We start from the raw sequence: 20,490 nt of genomic DNA on the forward strand, positions 1-20,490 counted from the left end.
ATGGTTTCTCCTCGTTTTATTCACTTACGTGTTCATAGTGACTACTCTATGATAGATGGGTTGGCTAAAACCAGCCCATTAGTCAAAAAAGTAGCTGCAATGGGGATGCCTGCATTTGCAATTACTGACTTTACTAACCTTTGTGGTTTAGTTCGATTTTATGGTGCAGCCCATAGTGCAGGTGTTAAACCTATTATTGGTGCAGATTTTTATGTTGAAAGTGAGCTATTAGGTGATGATATTTCTCACTTAACAGTGCTTGCTAGGAATAATGAAGGTTATCAAAATCTTACACTTCTTATTTCTGAAGCTTATCAAAAAGGTTATGGTGCTATTGGCCCAACAATACAGCGTGATTGGTTAGCGAAACATAAAGAAGGTTTAATTCTACTTTCAGGCGGACGTAAAGGTGATGTAGGCCAGTGCTTACTACGAGGTAATCAAGCTCTAGTTGATGAATGCCTCGAATTTTATGAAGCACATTTTCCTAATAGCTACTATTTAGAATTAATAAGAACAGGCCGATCAGACGAAGAAAGCTATTTACATGCCGCTGTTGAGCTAGCCGCCAAAAAAGGTTTGCCAGTTGTTGCGACGAATGAAGTGTGTTTTCTTGAAAGTAGCGACTTTGATGCACATGAAATTCGTGTTGCAATTCATGATGGTTTTACGTTAGTTGATCCTAAAAGGCCTAAAAATTATAGTCCTCAGCAATACTTACGTACTGAAGAAGAGATGTGCGAGCTATTTGCTGACATCCCTGAAGCACTAGAAAATAGTGTAGAGATTGCTAAGCGCTGTAATGTAACTATTCGTCTTGGTGAATACTTTTTGCCACAATTCCCTACGGGGGAAATGAAGACTGAAGACTTTTTAGTCATGTGCTCACAAAAAGGCTTAGAAGAACGCCTTGAATTTCTTTTTCCTGATGAAAAAGTTAGAGCTGAAAGACGTAAAGAATATGATGAACGTCTAGAAATTGAATTAAATGTCATTAATCAAATGGGTTTCCCTGGTTACTTTCTTATTGTTATGGAATTTATCCAGTGGTCGAAAGATAATGGCGTTCCTGTAGGCCCAGGGCGTGGTTCTGGCGCGGGTTCGCTCGTCGCTTATGCATTAAAAATTACGGATCTTGATCCATTAGAATTTGACCTACTGTTTGAGCGATTTCTCAACCCAGAACGTGTTTCAATGCCCGATTTTGACGTTGACTTCTGTATGGAGAAACGCGACCTAGTTATTGATCATGTCGCTCAAATGTATGGACGTGATGCGGTATCACAAATAATTACATTTGGTACCATGGCCGCAAAAGCAGTTATTCGTGATGTAGGACGAGTTCTTGGGCATCCTTATGGTTTCGTTGACCGAATTTCAAAGCTGATCCCTCTTGATCCAGGTATGACACTGGAAAAAGCATTTGAAGCTGAGCCTCAGCTTCCTGAAGTTTATGAAGCAGATGAAGAAGTTCGAGCGCTGATAGATATGGCGCGTAAACTGGAAGGTGTTACGCGAAACGCAGGTAAACATGCGGGTGGTGTGGTTATCGCACCAACAAAAATTACTGATTTTGCTCCACTTTATTGTGATGCGGAAGGCAAAAACCCAGTTACTCAATTTGATAAAAATGATGTTGAGTATGCTGGTTTAGTAAAATTTGACTTCTTGGGTTTGCGTACACTCACAATTATCAACTGGGCGTTGGAAATGATCAACGCGCGGCGTAGTAAGAAAAATTTAGAACCTATTGATATTGCAGCTATTCCTTTACAGGATCAAAAAAGCTTCGATATGCTACAGCGTTCAGAAACAACGGCGGTATTCCAGTTAGAGTCCCGCGGTATGAAAGATCTGATTAAGCGCCTGCGGCCTGATAGCTTTGAAGACATGATAGCCCTTGTGGCACTTTTTCGCCCAGGGCCGCTGCAATCAGGCATGGTGGATAACTTTATTGACCGTAAACATGGTCGTGAAGAAATATCTTATCCTGATGTCGAATGGCAACATGAATCATTAAAACCTGTTCTAGAGCCAACTTATGGTATTATTTTATACCAAGAACAGGTTATGCAAATTGCTCAGGTACTTGCTGGATATACACTCGGCGGCGCAGATATGTTGCGTCGTGCTATGGGTAAAAAGAAACCTGAGGAGATGGCTAAGCAGCGTTCTGTTTTTGAAGATGGCTCTATCAAAAATGGGGTTGATGGTGAGCTTTCGATGAAAATCTTTGACTTGGTAGAGAAATTTGCCGGTTATGGATTTAATAAATCTCACTCCGCTGCTTATGCATTGGTTTCATATCAAACCTTGTGGCTAAAAGCCCACTATCCTGCTGAATTCATGGCTGCGGTAATGACTGCGGATATGGATAATACAGAAAAAGTTGTTGGTTTGGTTGATGAATGCTGGCGGATGGGACTAAAGGTATTACCGCCAGATATTAATAGTGGCTTATATCACTTCCATGTGAATGATGAAGGTGAGATAGTTTACGGCATTGGCGCAATTAAAGGGGTTGGAGAAGGGCCGATAGAGGCCATCGTTGAGGCTCGCCAAGAAGGTGGGATCTTCAAAGAGATTTTCGATCTTTGTGCTCGTGTTGACATTAAAAAAATTAACCGCCGTATGATGGAAAAACTGATCATGGCGGGTGCATTTGATCATTTAGGACCGCATCGTGCAGCGCTGATGTCTTCCTTGGAAGATGCATTAAAAGCTGCTGATCAACATGCGAAAGCGGAAGCTATTGGGCAAGCAGATATGTTCGGTGTTCTTGCTGATGCACCGGAACAAGTTGAAAGCTCATATGCAAGCGTGCCTAAATGGCCAGAGCAAGTTGTACTTGAAGGTGAAAGAGAAACATTAGGGCTTTATTTAACAGGGCATCCAATAACACGCTACTTAAGTGAGATTGAACGCTACACTAATGGCCTTAGATTAAAAGATGTGAACCCTACCCCTCGTGGTCAAATGACAACTGTGGTAGGTTTAGTACTTTCAGCTAAAGTCATTACAACTAAACGTGGAAATAGAATTGGTATCTGTACACTTGATGATCGTTCCGGTCGTTTGGATATTATGCTATTTTCTGATGCGTTAGATAAATACCAACATATGCTGGAAAAAGATAATATCCTGATAGTCACCGGTCAGGTCAGCTTTGATGATTTTAACGGTGGTAATAAAATGACAGTGCGTGAATTAATGGATCTTGGTGAAGCAAGAGAAAAATACGCACGCGGACTTGCGATATCACTGTCAGATAAACAAATTAACGATCAATTGTTGAACCGGCTTCGCAGCACTCTTGAACCTCACCGTTCAGGAACGATCCCAGTTCATTTGTATTATCAGAAGGATGATGCCAGAGCCAAACTTAAATTTGGCGTTGTTTGGCGTGTGACACCCGTGGATCCCCTTCTGAACGCTCTTCGAACTCTGCTGGGTAATGAGCAGGTAGAATTAGAATTTGACTAAAATAGGAATATTATGAGTCTGGATTTTCTTGATTTTGAACAGCCAATTGCTGAATTAGAGGCGAAAATTGATTCCCTAACTGCAGTTAGTCGTCAAGATAACAATTTAGAAATCAACCTGGATGAAGAGGTTGCACGTTTACGTGAAAAAAGTGTTGAGCTAACACGTAAAATCTTCTCTGATCTGGGAGCATGGCAAATTGCTAAGCTCGCTCGACATCCACGTCGTCCTTATACTTTGGATTATATTCCACGTATATTTACTGATTTTCAGGAATTAGCAGGGGACCGTGCATACGCTGATGATAAAGCTATCGTGGGGGGAATGGCTCGTTTAGATGGCCGTCCAGTCATGATTATTGGTCATCAAAAAGGGCGTGAAACAAAAGAAAAAATCCGTCGTAACTTTGGTATGCCTGCACCAGAAGGTTATCGTAAGGCACTGCGCCTGATGGAACTTGCAGAACGTTTTAATCTCCCTATTATTACTTTCATCGACACACCAGGCGCATATCCAGGTGTTGGTGCAGAAGAACGTGGTCAATCTGAAGCGATTGCACGTAATCTACGTGAAATGTCACGCCTATCTGTTCCTGTTATCTGTACTGTTATTGGTGAAGGTGGATCTGGTGGCGCTTTAGCTATTGGTGTTGGTGATAAAGTGAATATGCTGCAATACAGTACTTATTCTGTTATCTCACCAGAAGGTTGTGCTTCTATTTTATGGAAAAGTGCAGATAAAGCCCCATTAGCGGCCGAAGCGATGGGAATTACCGCACCACGCCTTAAAGAGTTGAAATTAATAGATAATGTTGTGCCTGAGCCATTAGGTGGAGCACATCGTAATTATGATGCTATTGCAGAATCACTCAAAGCACGTCTTGTTGAAGATCTTGATGCACTTGATGAATTTGATAAAGAAGCATTAAAAAATCGTCGTTACCAACGTCTGATGGACTATGGTTATTGCTGATTTTTAATAATTAATTCTATTAAAAAAACGGGAGTATGGTTTTACCAGCTCCCGTTTTTTATTTGCTCGCAATCACATGCAGAAGGGCTGGCAATGCGCCAATATAATTATTTGATCTATGCATTAGTGTGCGTACTAATATGGAGCTTTATCCCTATTGTGTCGCGTTTTGGACAAGATGGTATGGATAGCTTTCAATTTTTATTTTGGTCTAATCTCATGTCAGCAATTTCGGTCATATTTGTTGCTTTGCTTGCTGGCTATAAACCAACTAAATTATTCATTCTTCCTGTTGATATTTTAATCAAAGTATTTGTTCTCGGTGTTCTTGATTGTCTATTTTATCTACTTTTATACTATGGCTATTCTATTGAAAATGGCATTGCAGTGCTTGTTATTCAATATAGTTGGCCTTTAGTGATTATTTTATTATCGGTTTTTTTATTAAAAGACAAATTAGCAGGACGGCAGATTATAGGCGTGGTGATTGGTTTTATTGCTGTTATCATCACGTTTACTAAAGGACAAATTACTCAGCTACAAGTGGAAAATCCAACGGCTCTTTTACTGGTATTTAGTGGCGCATGTTGTTTTGCCTTGATGTCTGTATTTTCTCGCCGATATTCTATCGATCCTTATATTAGTACTGTCTGGTTATTTATTTTTTCTACGTTAACTTCACTGGCTTTATTATTTTTATTTAGCGAAATACAACTCCCGTCAGAGGCATCGCTGTGGCCTACGATAATTAACGGTGTTTTGATCAATGGGGTATCCTATATTTTATGGTTTAAGGCGATGAATACAGGTCACTCGGCAAAAATTGCATCAATAGTTTTCTTATCTCCAGTATTATCGGTGATTTGGTTAGTCTTAATTTTAAGTGATCCTTTTGAGATGGCATATATTATTGGAATAGTATTAGTGATCATCTCTGGGATTTTATGTGTTGGTTTTGGTAAAAAACAGAAAAATTAGTGGGTAAGGACAAGTAATGGATAAGCAATCACAGCTCATTATTGAGCAGGTATTCAGTAAAATTGGTGATTTTAAAAAAATACTCGTTGGATTCAGCGGTGGTATTGATTCAACTGTCCTACTACATGCCCTTTATCAAATAAAAAAAACTTGCCATCCATCACTACAAATTCGAGCAATTCATGTCCACCACGGTTTGAATATTAAAGCAGATTCTTGGGAAGCTCATTGCGCTTTATTATGTCAGCAATGGGATATCCCTTTTATTTGTTGCCATGTTTTGGTTGATCCTGCCAACAATGGATTGGAAGCCGCAGCACGAGAGGCTCGTTATCAAGCTTATCGAGACGAGTTACTCGATGATGAAATTATTGTTACTGCGCAGCATTTAGATGACCAAGCGGAGACGTTTATGTTAGCGCTTAAACGTGGAAGTGGCCCGGCAGGATTATCATCCATGCCTGAATTATTACCTTTTGCTATAACAGCCGGCACAACGTATTTACTGCGTCCTTTATTGTCGATTGCTCGTGTTAATTTAGAACATTATGTTCAAGACAATCAATTACGTTGGGTTGAAGACGACAGTAATCAAGACGATAAATATGATCGAAATTATCTTCGATTACGTATAATGCCATTATTATCAGCTCGTTGGCCACATTTTCCGAATGCGATAGCGCGTAGCGCTTCTTTGTGCGCCGAGCAAGAATCGTTACTTGATGAGCTATTGCAAGATATTCTCGATGAAATGATGGATTATCGTGGCGGCTTATTTATTGATAGTCTGCATGATTGCTCAATCGCAAAAAGAAATGCCTTAATTCGTCGTTGGATAGGTTTACATCAATTACCGATGCCACCTTTTAACCAATTACAGCGTATTTGGCAGGAAGTCGCATTAGCGCGTCAAGATGCGGAGCCTATTTGTCGGTTAGGAAATGTTGAAATAAGGCGTTATCAAAGCGCTTTGTGGATCGTCAGGCGTATTAGTTCGTTAGCGAATAAACAATATGATTGGAATTATCCAGAAAGTTTCATTTTGCCTGAATCCCTTGGTAAGCTCTATATTATGCAAGGGCAGGGACAAATCCGTCCACCATATCAACATGAAAAAGTGACAGTGCGCTTTGGTTTACAAGGAATTATTAATATTGTAGGCCGTACTCATTCTCGAAATAGTAAAAAAATATGGCAGGAACTAGGTATTGCACCTTGGATGCGTGAGCGGACACCTTTGGTTTATTATAATGATGAGTTAATTACAGCGGTAGGATGCTTTGTGACGCCAGCGGGTTATATTGGCGAAGAACAACTCGGTATTGCGATTGATTGGCAAAAAAATGATGAATTTCAAATACCGTTGTAATGACTAGAATGAGAAACCCCTTATGACTGTGACCATCATAAGGGGCATAGAAGAACTCAACTGCGAGTATTAGTGAGAGTGGTCGACAATTATCGTGCCGATTTCAGGATGACTGAAGGTATTAATACAATCCAAACGTAGCTCCATTGTGCCATCATGTGTTTCAACAATCAGGTATTCTACTTTTTTACGCAGAAGCAAATCACTGGCTTGCCCTTCAATATTCTCTCCGCCATTAAGTTTAATCTGTAACTTCAACTGGCGTTGGCATGCGATTTCTAGATATTCGTAATCATCACAATTGATAGGTTGATATTCAGTATCTGTAGACATATTCCCTCACCACTGTGTTAGTGGCGGTTATTGCCGCCTTGAACATTTTGTATCAAGCAAAAACATGCTTAATACGATAATAGCATAGTAATTTTAATAACTATAATCGGCGCTAGATGAAAAAGACAATTCTTATTCATTAAATTAATGAATAACGTATTTTATCAGTAATGTCCTAATTATCTTATGTGCCCCATCTTTTTGCTGCCTGAGATGATACGATGTTGTTATTAGTTAAAGAGTTAAACATGAATGTTCACAAGGGAATTATAATGAATAAGTCACTATTATTAGTCTTAATGGCGGTCGGTACAGTTACATTAGCTGGTTGTCAAAGTGCGGCGAAAAATCCAAATACGGCACAAATTGATAATGCATATACTGGCGTTATCCCTTGTGCAGACTGTTCTGGTATTGAGGCAACTCTGTTAGTTAACCAAGATGGCAGTTACGTCGAACAGTTGATTTATATGGGTACAAAAGAAGGTAATCGTGCATTCCATGATGCAGGTAAATGGGATGTGGACGGTGAAAAATTACGCTTAACGAATGAAAAAAATGACCTAACTTATTTTGCTAAAGCAGCAGATGGTAAATCGGTCACTTTACTTGATTTGGAAGGTAATCCTATTGAAACTCAGATGAATTATACCTTAAATCAAGTCACACCAAGCAAAAAAGTGGGGCAATACCGCTACATGGCGGATGCGGCAGTATTTACTGAATGTGAGTCTGGCCGTCAATATTCCGTATCAGGTATTGAACTCGAAAAAGGCTATAGTGAAACAGGTGTAGAAGGTGGCACACCTGTATACGTTGAGGTGGAAGGTTATTATTCAGTACGCCCTTCTATGGAAGATGGTCAGTTTGACTCAGCACTTATTCCAACCGGAAAAGCTAAATTTGATAAGACTGCTGCTTGCCAATAATTTAATGATCTAACCTTACTCTCCTAAATTTTAAAGGCCCAATGTTTATATCATTGGGCCTTTTTGTCGTTTAAATAATTAAAATTCATGAAAATACTCTGATTTTTTTACTTATTCCAAAAAAGATGTGCTTTTGATATCAGTATAACTTTTTAATTGACGCGAAATATTTGCATAAATGTGAAGAGGGTCATGGCGATAGGTCAATGAGAGACAATTATAGATAACAATGAAATATCGAAAAATAGGGAATGTACGTATACTGCCTTCAACTAGAAGTAATTTAGTGGCTTTATGTGCTTAAGACAAAAAAACATAAGTCTATAAAAAAATTTATAAATTACAGAAGAAACCAAAAAATAATTAGAACTGCTTAAGGATAAAGAATGAACAAGAAAAATATCTACTTATTTTGTTCTGCTGGAATGTCTACTTCTCTATTAGTTAACAAAATGAGAATTCAGGCAGAAAAATATGATGTTCCAGTCAATATTGAGGCCTTCCCAGAAAGTTTGGCCGCTGAAAAAGGTGTTGATGCGGATTTAGTGTTACTGGGACCTCAAATTGCTTGGATGTTAGACGATATTCAAAAGTTATTACCGAGTAAACCTGTTGTGGTTATCGACTCGTTATTGTATGGGAAAGTTGATGGTCTTGGTGTATTAAAAGCCGCAGTTGCAGCAATTAAAAATAAAACGACAAATTAAACTTAGAGAGCTACTTACTACCTCTACTAAATAATGACTCCATCACGATGAGACTATCACTACAGGGTTGTCACTAGAAAATGGAGCACACTCAAAAATTGAGGGTATTCTTATGAGTCTCGCAATAAATTCGCTTGAAAAGGCACTCCTCCCATTCGCGGTAAGATTGGGAAAGCAGCCTCATGTTAATGCAATAAAGAATGGTTTTATTCGTATTATGCCACTGACTTTAGTTGGGGCAATGTTTGTTCTTATTAATAACGTTTTTCTTAGCTTTGATGTCGGGTCGTTTTTCTATTCTATGGGGGTTCGATTAGAACCGAGTACGATAGAAACAATTAATGGATTTAAAGGAATTGGGGGGAATGTCTATAACGGAACCCTCGGTATTATGTCATTGATGACACCTTTTTTTATTGCGATGGCATTAGCTGAAGAACGCAAGGTTGATCCACTCGCTGCAGGTCTGCTTGCTATAGCTTCATTTATGACCGTGACCCCTTATGAAGTTAATGGTGCTTATGCTGTTGGTGCCAACTGGCTCGGTGGTGCAAATATTATTTCAGGTATTATTTTGGGATTAGTTGTGGCCGAAATGTTTACCTTCATAGTGCGTCGTAACTGGGTCATTAAATTACCTGATAGCGTTCCTCCTTCAGTTGCTCGTTCATTCTCTGCATTAATTCCTGGTTTTATTATCCTATCTATTATGGGGATAATTTCATGGTCATTGAGTGGTATTAGTACTAACTTTCACCAAATAATCATGGATTCAGTTTCAACACCACTCGCCTCAATGGGTAACGTTGTCGGCTGGGCATATGTGGTATTCACATCACTATTATGGTTTTTTGGTATTCATGGTTCTTTGGCATTAACGGCGCTTGATAGCGGTATTATGACGCCATGGGCATTAGAAAACGTCTCCTTATATGCTGAATACGGTTCGGTAGATGCCGCAATCGCTGCGGGTAAGTCATTCCATATGTGGGCTAAGCCTATGTTGGATTCTTACGTATTCTTAGGGGGTACAGGGGCAACGCTTGGGTTAATTATTGCTATCTTTATTGCATCACGACGTGCTGATCATCGTCAAGTTGCTAAGTTGGCACTACCCGCAGGTATATTCCAAATTAATGAACCTATTATTTTTGGACTACCGATTATCATGAACCCTGTCATGTTTATCCCATTTCTTCTTATTCAACCTTTACTCGCAGGAATTATGGTCGCCGCTTATTACTTAGGGATTATCCCGCCGATCACAAATATTGCACCTTGGACAATGCCAACAGGACTAGCTGCATTCTTTAACACTAATGGTAGCGTGGCCGCTCTATTGCTTGCTTTATTTAACCTTGGTGTTGCGGTACTAGTTTACTTACCATTTGTTGTCATCTCGAATAAGGCACAGAACACTATTGATGAAGAAGAAAGTGAAGAAGATATTGCAAATTCACTGAAATTTTAAAATTAGAGGATTTATTCACTAAATAGTTTGAGTTGCATGTAAATGATAAACGAAGACAGTCCAGGTTACTAAAATAGTGTGAGCTATAAAATGTCGTGAGTCACCATGCAACTTGACGTATAACGGGGATATTCCTCCTTTAAAGTAGAGATAAAGTTATGTTTGAATTAGATGATATTCAAGACGATACAGTAAGTGAGTTAGAAGAAGTTGTTATGGGGCTAATTATTAATGCAGGTCAAGCAAGAAGTCTTGCTTATACTGCACTAAAAAAAGCCAAAGAAGGTGATTTTGCTACAGCTAAAAGTTTAATGGAGCAATCTCATTCTGCTTTGAATGAAGCACATAAAGTACAAACAAAATTAATTGAAGACGATATGGGTGAAGGGCGAGTAAAAGTTAGCCTAGTGCTTGTTCATGCTCAAGACCATTTAATGAATGCGATGCTAGCACGTGAGTTAATTACTGAGTTAATTGAGCTTCATGGAAAAATAAATAGTTAAAAGGTTGAACAGATAAAAAGCAAACCGATAGAAAGGAGATTATAATGCAGATATTAATGAATAGAACAGACATTGCTGCGGATATTAAATTAGTTCAAGAACGTGAGCTTTTTAATAATAAAACCTTTCATGTCGTTATTTATAATAAGATTGAAAGTGCTACTGGGTTACATCAACATGATTATTATGAATATATGATTGTTTTAACTGGACGCTGCTATCAAATAATTAATGGTAAACGGGTTCTTTTGGAAAGAGGCGATTTTGTTTTCTTGCCAATAGGCTCTAATCATAAAAGCTCTTATGATTTTGGCGCAACCAGAGTATTAAATGTTGGAATAAGTAAGTCATTTTTTGACAAACATTATTTGTCATTACTTCCTAGTTGCTTTGTTGCCTCTCAAGGGTATCAATTAAAAAATGAATTTATGGCTTATATTGAGTCAGTAATCGCATCACTAAACTTTCGTGATAGTGAATTTAATGAATTTGTCGAGTTAGTGACATTTAATGTGGTCAACAGATTACGTCATTATCGTGAAAAAAGCCTGCAAGATGATGCACCTATGTGGCTTAAAACGACATTGGAAGAAATGCATGATATTGCTATGTTTAGCGAAAGTGCATTACAAAACATGATTACAATTACGGGTAAATCTCAAGAGTATCTAACTCGAGTTACTAAACGTTTTTATGGCAAAACGCCAATGCAACTTATTAATGATATTCGAATCAATTTTGCAAAAAAACAATTAGAAATAACAAATTATACAATTACAGATATTGCTTTTGAATCTGGATATAGTAGCCCAAGCTTATTCGTGAAGAAATTTAAAGAGTCAACATCATTAACTCCAAGCGATTACCGAAAAAATCTTTTTAGCGTTGAACAACGTGTCGGCGGTTAAATATTCACTGATGTAATTAGCTTTAATTAGCTGAATTTTTTGAGCACAACCATTTTTAATTAAAAATGGTGTGCTTTTCTATACTTAAAATACAAGGTTATATGGAGTTAATATGACTAAAAAATTGAAAATTGTTACTATAGGTGGTGGTAGTAGTTATACTCCTGAGCTATTAGAGGGTTTCATTAAGCGTTATCATGAACTTCCAATAACTGAATTATGGCTTGTTGATGTCGAAGAGGGAAAAGAGAAGTTAGATATTATCTTTGACCTTTGTCAGCGAATGGTTAAGCACGCTAACATTCCATTAAAAGTGTATAAAACACTGGATCGTAAAGAAGCGCTGAAAGATGCTGATTTTGTGACAACTCAGTTACGAGTTGGCCAATTAAAAGCGCGAGAAATCGATGAGTCAATACCATTAAAGTATGGTTATTTAGGGCAAGAAACTAATGGTGCTGGTGGACTTTTTAAAGGGCTACGTACGATCCCTGTTATTTTTGACATTATAAAAGATGTTGAAGAAATATGTCCTAACGCATGGATCATTAACTTTACTAATCCAGCTGGTATGGTCACAGAAGCAGTTTATCGACATACAAATTTCAAACGTTTTATTGGGGTATGTAATATTCCAATTGGTATGAAAATGTTTATTACAGATGTACTGAATTTAACGGATAAAGACGAATTATCAATCGACTTATTTGGTTTAAACCATATGGTTTTTATTAAAGACGTTATTGTTAATGGCAAATCACGTTTTAATGAGTTATTAGATGGAATTGCATCGGGAACATTAAGTGCTAACTCGGTTAAAAATATTACAGATTTAGCCTTTGATGAAGGGCTGATCCGTTCATTAAATTTAATACCATGCTCATATTTATTATATTATTTTAAACCTAAAGAAATGTTGGCGATTGAGCTTGGTGAGTATTACAAAGGTGGAGCAAGGGCTCAAATTGTACAAAAAATAGAGCACCAGTTATTTGAGCTTTATAAAAACCCTTCGCTAGATGTTAAACCAAAAGAGTTAGAATTACGAGGTGGGGCTTATTATTCAGATGCTGCTTGTGAAGTTATTAATGCAATTTACAATGACAAAAATACTGAACATTATGTAAATATTCCGCATCTAGGTAATATTGATAATATTCCAGCAGACTGGACTGTAGAAATGACCTGTACTTTAGGGCGTAATGGTGCGACACCACACCCTAGAATCACACATTTTGATGATAAAGTGCTTGGGCTTATTTACACTATCAAAGGTTTTGAAATTGCGACAAGTCGCGCTGCAACTAATGGCGACTTTAATGATATTTTATTAGCAATGAACCTTAATCCTTTAATACATTCAGACAAAGATGCTCGTCAAATAGCAAAAGAGTTGGTAATTGCACATAAAAAGCATCTTCCTAAATTTGAAAAAGCAATAAAGCAGCTTGAGCAAGAAAAGTAAATACGATTATTAGCGGTAAAGCTAGTTATCTGGGTAAATAGAAGGAAATAATAATGACATCGTTATTGATTGTTAATGCCGATGATTTTGGGCTATGTCAGGCAGTTAATTATGGCATTATTGAGTCTCATCGAAATGGTATTGTTCATTCGACAAGTGCGATGGTGAATATGCCAGGTATATTCCATGCGGCTAAATTAAGCCATGAATATCCTACGCTAGCAGTTGGTATGCATTTTGTATTAACTGCTGGAACGCCATTATCATCGATACCATCATTAACCCGCGAGGGAATGTTAGGTAAGTGGCTATGGGAGATAGATTCGAGTGAATTAGCATTAGGCGAAATTGAGCAAGAATTACATCGTCAATATGATTATTTTGTACAAGTGTTTGGTCGAAAACCAAGTCATATTGATAGTCATCACCACGTTCATATGCTCGCGGGTATTTTTCCTATTGTTGTTAATTTTGCACAAGAAAAAGGCATTGCCCTGCGGGTTGATCGCCAATTAGAAAAAAATTGGCCACCAATGTCTTATTCGGTCACGAGTACGGATTATTTTAGTAGTGATTTTTATGGCGATGAAATTACAGAATCTTTATTTCTTAAGATACTTGATGAGTCAAAACAACGTGGAGATAGTTCAATTGAAGTGATGAGCCATCCTGCATATATTGATAATGCGTTATTGAAAAGTAATTATGCTTATCAGCGGTTAATTGAACTAGATGTGTTAACGTCAGCAGCGCTAAAGGCTCAAATTTTAGAACGTGGTTTTAAACTTGGTTCGTATTTAGATCTTTAATAATAAGCCCAAACTCTAATAGATGATAAATATTATCGATTATCTTGAGTTCGGGCTTTTTTAATTTTATTAATTTAGATCGTTAATCAGTTACTTTTTCAGGTACGAGGCCAGTTTTCCTTTTAGGAAAGTCACGACATTATCAAGACCAACGAGTTCTTTATCATCACTACGGCGAGCTTTGTATTCAACCTGATTATTATCTAAATTACGGTCACCAATAACAATAGTATATGGGACACCAATCAGTTCCATGTCAGCAAACATCACGCCTGGACGCTCTTTCCTATCATCAAAAATCACATCAATACCTTGTGCTTTTAGATCTGCGTACATTTTCTCAGCAACTTCTTTAACGCGATATGATTTATGCATATTCATCGGTAAAATAGCTACTTGGAATGGTGCAATGGCATCTGGCCAAATAATTCCGCGCTCATCATGGCTTTGTTCGATAGCGGCAGCAACAATACGTGTTACACCGATACCATAACAACCCATAGTAACGATTTGGTTGTGGCCTTCTTCGTTTTGCACTGACGCTTTCATAGCCTCGGAATATTTTGTTCCAAGTTGGAATATATGACCAACTTCAATACCACGTTTAATGAGCAATGTTCCTTTGCCATCTGGGCTAGCATCACCTTCAATCACATTACGTAAATCAAAAGTACTAGGTAATGTTAGGTCACGTTGCCAGTTGATACCAAAATAGTGTTTACCATCAATATTAGCACCGGCCCCAAAATCACTCATTACAGCGACACTTCGGTCAATGACGATAGGTAATGGCATATTGATTGGGCCTAAAGAACCCGGGCCTGCATTAACGGCTTTTTTTATCTCTTCTTCAGTTGCAAATTCTAATGGGCTGGCAACTAAAGGATGTTTCTCAGCCTTGATTTCATTAAGTTCGTGGTCGCCACGAATTAACAATGCAACTAATGTATGACCCGAATCTTCTTTTGCATGAACAATCAGTGTTTTAACTGTTTTTTCTATCGGTAACTGGAATTGTTCTACCAGTTCAGCAATCGTTTTTGCATTTGGCGTGTCGATAAGACGCATTTCTTCAGTTGGTGCTGCACGCTCAATCGCTGGAGCAACGGCTTCTGCAAATTCAATATTCGCCGCAAAATCAGACTCTGTTGAGAAAACAACATCATCTTCACCACTTTGTGCAAGAACTTGGAATTCATGAGAAGCACTGCCACCAATAGAGCCGGTATCTGCTAAAACTGCACGGAAATCAAAGCCAATACGGGTGAAAATTTTGCTATAAGCCGCATACATTTCATCGTAAGTTTCTTGTAGTGATTCTTGATTTATATGAAAGGAATATGCATCTTTCATAATAAATTCACGTGAACGCATTACACCAAAACGTGGGCGAACTTCATCACGAAACTTAGTTTGGATTTGAAACAGATTCAAAGGAAGCTGTTTATAAGACGTAATTTCATTTCGAACTAAATCTGTAATGACTTCTTCATGGGTAGGGCCAAGAACGAAAGGGCGTTCTCCACGATCAGCAAAACGCAGTAATTCAGGACCATATTGCTCCCAACGTCCACTCTCTTGCCATAAGTCAGCAGGTTGCACGACAGGTAATGACACCTCAATAGCGCCTGCATTTTCCATTTCTTCACGAACGATATTTTCTACTTTACGCAGAACACGCACACCTGTGGGTAGCCAGTCATAAAGACCAGAAGCAAGTTTACGGATCATTCCTGCACGCAGCATCAGTTTATGACTGATAACTTCTGCATCCGCAGGGGTCTCTTTTAGAGTTGAGAGCAGATATTTGCTAGTACGCATTGTATAGGTTCCATTAGAACAACAAATTTTGGTAGGCGGCGTGCTTACCAAATAAATTATGGCTGCTATGCAGCATTATAGAGAGCTAGTCTACCAGTGACGGTGAATTGTCAAAAGGGGTTAAATGTTTTTTTCATTACGTTCGATGGAGAATACTTCAGTCACGCTATCAATGACGCGCCAACGAACATTAAAATCGAGTAGATGAACTGCATAATCACGAATTTCAGTTGATTGTTTTTTATAAGCAGGACGAGGGTCTTGCATTAACACTTGTTCGATAAATTGTGCAAGCCCAGGGTATTCATTTTGATATATTTGCAGCTCTTTTTGTGCTTGAGAACTAAAAATAACGTGCATGTTATCTGATGGGGCATCTTGCGCATATCCAGCTTCAGCCGTTGTAATTGCCTCAGCAAAAGGCAAGTACGGTTTAATATCAATGACTGGCGTTCCATCAACAAGATCAAGGCTACCGAGCTCTAAGATGACTTGATTATTTTTTGTAATAACACCCTTGAGTTCAACAAGCGACATACCAATTGGGTTAGGTCTAAAAGTTGAACGTGTTGCAAATACGCCAAGTTTTTCATTCCCACCAAGTCTTGGCGGGCGAACTAAAGGTTTCCAACCCCCTTCCATGGTTTGATGGAAAACAAATAATACCCAAATATGACTAAATTGGGTTAATCCCCTGATTGCGTTTTGGTCATTGAAAGGAGGGTGTAAATGTAGTCGTCCAGAGCCACCTGGAACAAGTCCAGGTTGGCGTGGAATGGCAAACTTTTCCTTATATGGTGACTCTATATGCCCAATGGCATTAAATTGGAAAGATTGCATTTTTGATTATTCAACAATTTGTAGTGCACTACCTTCGCAGATTGTTGCTTGATAACAGCCTGGCGAAGTCATGGTTTGACACTGGTGTAATAGCACGGCATCAGCAGCAATATAGGCTGCTTGAGTTAGCATACTCGTTTTTGCTGAATTAAGGTTTGCTGGTGGGCTTTGAACACTTTCTCTGCATGATTCACCTGAGACAACCCCTAAATCTTTAAAGGGCATTCCTAACAATTCCTCAGGACTATTCATTAGTTTTACATTGGCTGTGTCTGCTTTAGTAACGCTAGGCACTGGTTTAGACAATTTCATACTTGAGAAGCCTTTATTTTGCCCTGGACTCGTGTATTGATTAATTCCACACCCAGCTAAAACGAAAGCTGCTAAGGTGAGCAATAACAGTCTCATAAATTATACCTTTCTTATATGTTTATAAAATTTCTTCGCTATATGTAGTTTATCTATATTACAAAAAATACTAGATGGCACGAAGCCATCTAGTATATTAAACAGTTTTTTACCAATATAAAAGATTACCAGCCTTTAACTGCACCACCATCAAAGACTTCATTTGCTTTACTTGCTACTTCATTTGATTGATATGCTTGAATAAACTTCTTCACATTCTCGCTATCTTTATTATCTTCACGAGCAACAATAACGTTTACATAAGGTGAATCTTTATCTTCAACAAATAAACCATCTTTTGCTGGAGTCAATTTTGGTGTTGCACTACTTGCCCAAGTGGTATTGATGATTGCCAATGCGATTTTTTGGTCATCAAGTGAACGAGGTAGTTGTGGTGCTTCTAACTCAACAAATTTTAAGCCTTTTGGATTTTCAACAACATCCAAAACAGTTGGCATCAAACCTGTGCCATCTTTTAATTTAATTAAGCCTTGCTGTTGCAGCAGTAATAAAGAACGACCTAAATTAGTTGGGTCATTTGGTAGAGCGACTTGTGCTCCATCAGCTAGTTCATCAACAGATTTAATTTGTTTAGAGTAAGCTGCAATTGGGTAAATAAACGTATTGCCTACTGGCACTAATTTATAGTTACGGTCTTTAATTTGTTGTTCAAGATAAGGTTTATGTTGGAATGCATTCGCATCAATATCACCTTTACTTAAAGCTTCGTTTGGTAAAACAAAATCATTAAATGCAACTAATTCAACATTTAAGCCATATTTTTCTTTAGCGACTTTTTGTGCAACTTCAGCAACTTCTAACTCTTTGCCCATAATCACACCGACTTTAATACTATTTGGATCTTTTTCTTTTTCGCCACAGCCAACAAGAACTAATGAGCCTAATAGCGCGCCGACTACTGCAATAGATTTTAACTTGATAGACATAATTGACCCCTATAAACACTTTCTTTTATAGCACCCTAACGGCGCTGCTATTTTTACAGACTATCTATGTGACACTTTCTTCATTAAATATTCACCACTAAATTGAATGATGAATACTAAGATAATTAACAACACAAGAACGGTATTCATAATCATTGGATTATAAGTGTAGTAGCCGTACTGCATTGCAATTTGTCCTAAACCACCTGAACCAACAGCACCACCCATTGCGGAATAGCCGACTAACATAATTAAGGTAATCGTTGCTGCGTTAATGATCCCAGGTAATGATTCAGGTAATAAAACCTTTCTAATAATTTGTAATGGGGTTGCACCCATTGCTCTTGAAGCTTCAATTAGGCCACTTGGAACTTCTAATAATGCATTTTCTACCATGCGTGCTATAAAAGGAATTGCACCAACAGTCAACGGGACTATCGCACCTTCTATTCCAATAGCTGACCCAACAAGAAATTTGGTAAATGGGCTTATCCAAACTAATAAAATAATAAATGGAATGGAACGGAAAATATTCACTACAGATGAAATGACACTATAAAGAAGCGTATTTTCCATCACTTGCCCACGACGTGTAATAAATAGCAAAACACCAGTAGGTACACCCATAATGAAGCCTAAAATGGCAGAAACGATGGTCATGATAATCGTATCAATCGTTCCTGATATAAGCAGTGCAATCATTCCCTCAGACATACCCTAAAACCTCTACTTTTACATGGTGTTCTTTTAAAAATTCAATTGTGGATTCAATTCCACCATTAACGCCGTGTAATTCTGCTAACATCACGCCGAATTTGACACCACCTGCGTAATCAATTTGCGAGCTTAATATATTAATATCAATGTCAAATTTACGAACCACCATTGAAATTAAAGGTGCGTCAACAGATTGGCCTGTGAACTCAAGTTTTAATAATGGTGATAAATCTTGAGCTGGTTCATTTTTCAGACGCTCTTTATAGTCATCAGGAATATCAATAACTAAAGTTGATTTAATAAATGCTTGAGCAATAGGCGTTTTCGGATGAGAGAAAACTGCGCTGACTTTATCTTGCTCAATTAATTGACCATCACTGATGACTGCAACTTGATCACAAATACGTTTTACAACATCCATTTCATGAGTGATAAGTAAAATAGTTAATCCTAATCTACGATTAATATCTTTAAGCAACTCAAGGATAGAACGAGTAGTTGCAGGATCTAACGCGCTCGTTGCTTCATCACAAAGTAAAACCTTAGGCGAATTAGCTAGTGCGCGGGCAATAGCAACACGTTGTTTTTGTCCCCCTGAAAGGTTTGCTGGATATGCGTCTTTTTTATCAGTCAAGCCAACCAGTTCAAGTAATTCATTAACACGCTCTTTAATTTTATTTTTAGGTGTATTGTCCAATTCAAGAGGTAGTGCAATATTATCGAAAACAGTACGTGATGATAATAAGTTAAAGTGTTGGAAAATCATGCCAATACCGCGACGTGCTCTTGTTATTGATTTTTCAGGTAGTGCAGTCAAATCTTGACCATCTACAATCACTTGGCCTGATGTTGGACGTTCAAGCATGTTTACACAACGAATGAGCGTACTTTTTCCAGCCCCTGATGCACCAATGACGCCATATATCTGACCAGCAGGTACATGCAGGCTAATATTCGTTAGCGCCTGAATGTTACGGCTTCCTTGCTGGAAAACTTTATTTATATTTGAGAGCTTTATCATTTATGTTTTCTGACTTTTACCAAAATAGTTATTTAGATAGTGTATCTAATATACTTGGATGTTAAGGCGTCTAGACGTCTAAGTCAATAAAGTTTGATCTATTTATTCTATTCTCATTTATTTTCTTTTCGTGAGATACTAAAAAACATTCAAGTTAGAGGAGCAAACAGGTGAGTAAAGGTATACCAGCAATTTTCTTAGATAGAGACGGTACAATTAATATCGATCACGGCTATGTGCATAAAATAGATGACTTTCAATTTATCGAAGGTGCTATTGAAGCTATGGCTGAATTGAAAAAAATGGGTTATGCACTCGTTGTAGTCACTAATCAATCAGGCATTGGTCGTGGTGTTTATACTGAAGATCAATTTATGCAATTAACGGAATGGATGGATTGGTCGCTGGCAGATAGAGACGTAGAACTTGATGGAATTTATTTTTGTCCTCATCATCCTGAAGCAACAATAGAAGAATACCGAGAAGAGTGTAATTGCCGTAAGCCAAAACCGGGTATGTTACTAGATGCACAATCAGTTTTAGATATCGATATGGCTGCCTCTATTATGGTTGGCGATAAACTTGCTGATATACAAGCAGGGAAAGCAGCACATGTCGGTACGACTGTACTGGTTAAAAGTGGTCAAAAAGTAACAGATGAAGCAATTTCGAGTGCGGATATTGTTATAAATAGCATCGCAGAGCTACCAGAAGCTTTAAAAAGAATCAAAAAATAGGCGTTTTGGGTAATAAGTCAGCGGTTGAAAAAGTTTTTCAAAAAAACACTTGCCAGAATTTTCTGACTCCCT

At 38.0% G+C, this 20,490-nt stretch carries 19 protein-coding genes; 12 read left to right on the forward strand and 7 right to left on the reverse strand.

Features of this window, described 5'->3' with window-relative positions:
• The 4 genes from dnaE (at nt 1) to tilS (ending at nt 6,802) form a co-directional block, all read left to right on the forward strand.
• The gene (dnaE, locus tag DD649_RS10350; RefSeq protein ID WP_294106921.1) at nt 1-3,483 is read left to right on the forward strand and encodes a DNA polymerase III subunit alpha; all 3,483 of its coding nucleotides are present in this window, start codon (nt 1-3) and stop codon (nt 3,481-3,483) included.
• A 12-nt stretch (nt 3,484-3,495) separates the two neighbouring features.
• A complete protein-coding gene (accA, locus tag DD649_RS10355; protein WP_336430525.1) occupies nt 3,496-4,455 on the forward strand; it encodes an acetyl-CoA carboxylase carboxyl transferase subunit alpha in 960 nt (319 codons plus the stop codon).
• Nucleotides 4,456-4,548: 93 nt separating this feature from the next.
• Nucleotides 4,549-5,433 carry a DMT family transporter gene (locus DD649_RS10360; protein WP_294106967.1) on the forward strand — a complete coding sequence of 295 codons (885 nt, stop codon included), beginning with the start codon at nt 4,549-4,551 and terminating at the stop codon, nt 5,431-5,433.
• A gap of 16 nt (nt 5,434-5,449) precedes the next feature.
• Nucleotides 5,450-6,802, forward strand: coding sequence for a tRNA lysidine(34) synthetase TilS (gene tilS / locus DD649_RS10365; protein WP_294106922.1), 1,353 nt, complete (start codon nt 5,450-5,452; stop codon nt 6,800-6,802).
• Between the two features lie 69 nt (nt 6,803-6,871).
• Here tilS and rof read toward each other — a convergent pair whose 3' ends face one another.
• Nucleotides 6,872-7,135, reverse strand: coding sequence for a Rho-binding antiterminator (gene rof / locus DD649_RS10370; protein WP_294106924.1), 264 nt, complete (start codon nt 7,133-7,135; stop codon nt 6,872-6,874).
• A 272-nt stretch (nt 7,136-7,407) separates the two neighbouring features.
• On the opposite strand from rof, the gene nlpE reads away from it, so the two are divergent.
• From nlpE to chbG, 7 genes are all read left to right on the forward strand, one after another.
• Nucleotides 7,408-8,064, forward strand: a complete 657-nt coding sequence (gene nlpE, locus DD649_RS10375; protein WP_294106926.1) for an envelope stress response activation lipoprotein NlpE — start codon at nt 7,408-7,410, stop codon at nt 8,062-8,064.
• Between the two features lie 386 nt (nt 8,065-8,450).
• Nucleotides 8,451-8,771, forward strand: coding sequence for a PTS sugar transporter subunit IIB (locus DD649_RS10380; protein WP_294106927.1), 321 nt, complete (start codon nt 8,451-8,453; stop codon nt 8,769-8,771).
• Between the two features lie 112 nt (nt 8,772-8,883).
• On the forward strand, nt 8,884-10,242 hold the full coding sequence (chbC, locus tag DD649_RS10385; protein ID WP_294106929.1) for a PTS N,N'-diacetylchitobiose transporter subunit IIC: 1,359 nt from the start codon (nt 8,884-8,886) through the stop codon (nt 10,240-10,242).
• A 158-nt stretch (nt 10,243-10,400) separates the two neighbouring features.
• Nucleotides 10,401-10,745 carry a PTS N,N'-diacetylchitobiose transporter subunit IIA gene (chbA, locus tag DD649_RS10390; RefSeq protein ID WP_294106930.1) on the forward strand — a complete coding sequence of 115 codons (345 nt, stop codon included), beginning with the start codon at nt 10,401-10,403 and terminating at the stop codon, nt 10,743-10,745.
• 44 nt (nt 10,746-10,789) lie between these two features.
• Complete coding sequence (gene chbR, locus DD649_RS10395; protein ID WP_294106931.1) at nt 10,790-11,653, forward strand: transcriptional regulator ChbR; 864 nt, start codon at nt 10,790-10,792, stop codon at nt 11,651-11,653.
• A gap of 112 nt (nt 11,654-11,765) precedes the next feature.
• A complete protein-coding gene (locus DD649_RS10400; RefSeq protein ID WP_294106933.1) occupies nt 11,766-13,118 on the forward strand; it encodes a 6-phospho-beta-glucosidase in 1,353 nt (450 codons plus the stop codon).
• Nucleotides 13,119-13,171: 53 nt separating this feature from the next.
• Nucleotides 13,172-13,927 carry a chitin disaccharide deacetylase gene (chbG, locus tag DD649_RS10405; RefSeq protein ID WP_294106935.1) on the forward strand — a complete coding sequence of 252 codons (756 nt, stop codon included), beginning with the start codon at nt 13,172-13,174 and terminating at the stop codon, nt 13,925-13,927.
• Nucleotides 13,928-14,017: 90 nt separating this feature from the next.
• On the opposite strand, the gene proS is transcribed toward chbG, so the two are convergent.
• From proS to metN, 6 genes are all read right to left on the reverse strand, one after another.
• Entirely contained in the window at nt 14,018-15,748 is a 1,731-nt protein-coding gene (gene proS, locus DD649_RS10410) for a proline--tRNA ligase (protein ID WP_294106937.1), read from the reverse strand.
• 120 nt (nt 15,749-15,868) lie between these two features.
• On the reverse strand, nt 15,869-16,588 hold the full coding sequence (gene tsaA, locus DD649_RS10415; RefSeq protein WP_294106939.1) for a tRNA (N6-threonylcarbamoyladenosine(37)-N6)-methyltransferase TrmO: 720 nt from the start codon (nt 16,586-16,588) through the stop codon (nt 15,869-15,871).
• Nucleotides 16,589-16,594: 6 nt separating this feature from the next.
• On the reverse strand, nt 16,595-16,996 hold the full coding sequence (rcsF, locus tag DD649_RS10420; protein WP_294106941.1) for an Rcs stress response system protein RcsF: 402 nt from the start codon (nt 16,994-16,996) through the stop codon (nt 16,595-16,597).
• A 125-nt stretch (nt 16,997-17,121) separates the two neighbouring features.
• On the reverse strand, nt 17,122-17,943 hold the full coding sequence (locus DD649_RS10425) for a MetQ/NlpA family lipoprotein (RefSeq protein WP_294106943.1): 822 nt from the start codon (nt 17,941-17,943) through the stop codon (nt 17,122-17,124).
• A 60-nt stretch (nt 17,944-18,003) separates the two neighbouring features.
• Nucleotides 18,004-18,657: a methionine ABC transporter permease MetI gene (gene metI, locus DD649_RS10430; protein WP_294106945.1), complete on the reverse strand. Its 654-nt coding sequence runs from the start codon at nt 18,655-18,657 to the stop codon at nt 18,004-18,006.
• Entirely contained in the window at nt 18,650-19,681 is a 1,032-nt protein-coding gene (metN, locus tag DD649_RS10435) for a methionine ABC transporter ATP-binding protein MetN (RefSeq protein WP_336430536.1), read from the reverse strand. The genes metI and metN overlap by 8 nt, the downstream gene beginning before the upstream one ends.
• 170 nt (nt 19,682-19,851) lie before the next feature.
• On the opposite strand from metN, the gene gmhB reads away from it, so the two are divergent.
• Nucleotides 19,852-20,418 (forward strand): D-glycero-beta-D-manno-heptose 1,7-bisphosphate 7-phosphatase, encoded by a 567-nt coding sequence (gene gmhB, locus DD649_RS10440; RefSeq protein ID WP_294106947.1) that lies wholly within the window; start codon nt 19,852-19,854, stop codon nt 20,416-20,418.
• Nucleotides 20,419-20,490 lie beyond the last annotated feature (72 nt).

Origin of the sequence: Providencia sp. (assembly GCF_003533305.1) — a bacterium.
Taxonomy (GTDB): domain Bacteria; phylum Pseudomonadota; class Gammaproteobacteria; order Enterobacterales; family Enterobacteriaceae; genus Providencia.

What these genes read in the sequence shown, in the direction of transcription:
- rof (WP_294106924.1), bottom strand. Translation starts at nt 7,135, where the DNA reads ATGTCTACAGATACTGAATATCAACCTATCAATTGTGATGATTACGAA.
- chbG (WP_294106935.1), top strand. Translation starts at nt 13,172, where the DNA reads ATGACATCGTTATTGATTGTTAATGCCGATGATTTTGGGCTATGTCAG.
- rcsF (WP_294106941.1), bottom strand. Translation starts at nt 16,996, where the DNA reads ATGAGACTGTTATTGCTCACCTTAGCAGCTTTCGTTTTAGCTGGGTGT.
- chbR (WP_294106931.1), top strand. Translation starts at nt 10,790, where the DNA reads ATGCAGATATTAATGAATAGAACAGACATTGCTGCGGATATTAAATTA.
- accA (WP_336430525.1), top strand. Translation starts at nt 3,496, where the DNA reads ATGAGTCTGGATTTTCTTGATTTTGAACAGCCAATTGCTGAATTAGAG.
- metI (WP_294106945.1), bottom strand. Translation starts at nt 18,657, where the DNA reads ATGTCTGAGGGAATGATTGCACTGCTTATATCAGGAACGATTGATACG.
- dnaE (WP_294106921.1), top strand. Translation starts at nt 1, where the DNA reads ATGGTTTCTCCTCGTTTTATTCACTTACGTGTTCATAGTGACTACTCT.
- proS (WP_294106937.1), bottom strand. Translation starts at nt 15,748, where the DNA reads ATGCGTACTAGCAAATATCTGCTCTCAACTCTAAAAGAGACCCCTGCG.
- chbC (WP_294106929.1), top strand. Translation starts at nt 8,884, where the DNA reads ATGAGTCTCGCAATAAATTCGCTTGAAAAGGCACTCCTCCCATTCGCG.
- DD649_RS10425 (WP_294106943.1), bottom strand. Translation starts at nt 17,943, where the DNA reads ATGTCTATCAAGTTAAAATCTATTGCAGTAGTCGGCGCGCTATTAGGC.
- nlpE (WP_294106926.1), top strand. Translation starts at nt 7,408, where the DNA reads ATGAATAAGTCACTATTATTAGTCTTAATGGCGGTCGGTACAGTTACA.
- DD649_RS10380 (WP_294106927.1), top strand. Translation starts at nt 8,451, where the DNA reads ATGAACAAGAAAAATATCTACTTATTTTGTTCTGCTGGAATGTCTACT.
- metN (WP_336430536.1), bottom strand. Translation starts at nt 19,681, where the DNA reads ATGATAAAGCTCTCAAATATAAATAAAGTTTTCCAGCAAGGAAGCCGT.
- chbA (WP_294106930.1), top strand. Translation starts at nt 10,401, where the DNA reads ATGTTTGAATTAGATGATATTCAAGACGATACAGTAAGTGAGTTAGAA.
- DD649_RS10400 (WP_294106933.1), top strand. Translation starts at nt 11,766, where the DNA reads ATGACTAAAAAATTGAAAATTGTTACTATAGGTGGTGGTAGTAGTTAT.
- tilS (WP_294106922.1), top strand. Translation starts at nt 5,450, where the DNA reads ATGGATAAGCAATCACAGCTCATTATTGAGCAGGTATTCAGTAAAATT.
- DD649_RS10360 (WP_294106967.1), top strand. Translation starts at nt 4,549, where the DNA reads ATGCGCCAATATAATTATTTGATCTATGCATTAGTGTGCGTACTAATA.
- tsaA (WP_294106939.1), bottom strand. Translation starts at nt 16,588, where the DNA reads ATGCAATCTTTCCAATTTAATGCCATTGGGCATATAGAGTCACCATAT.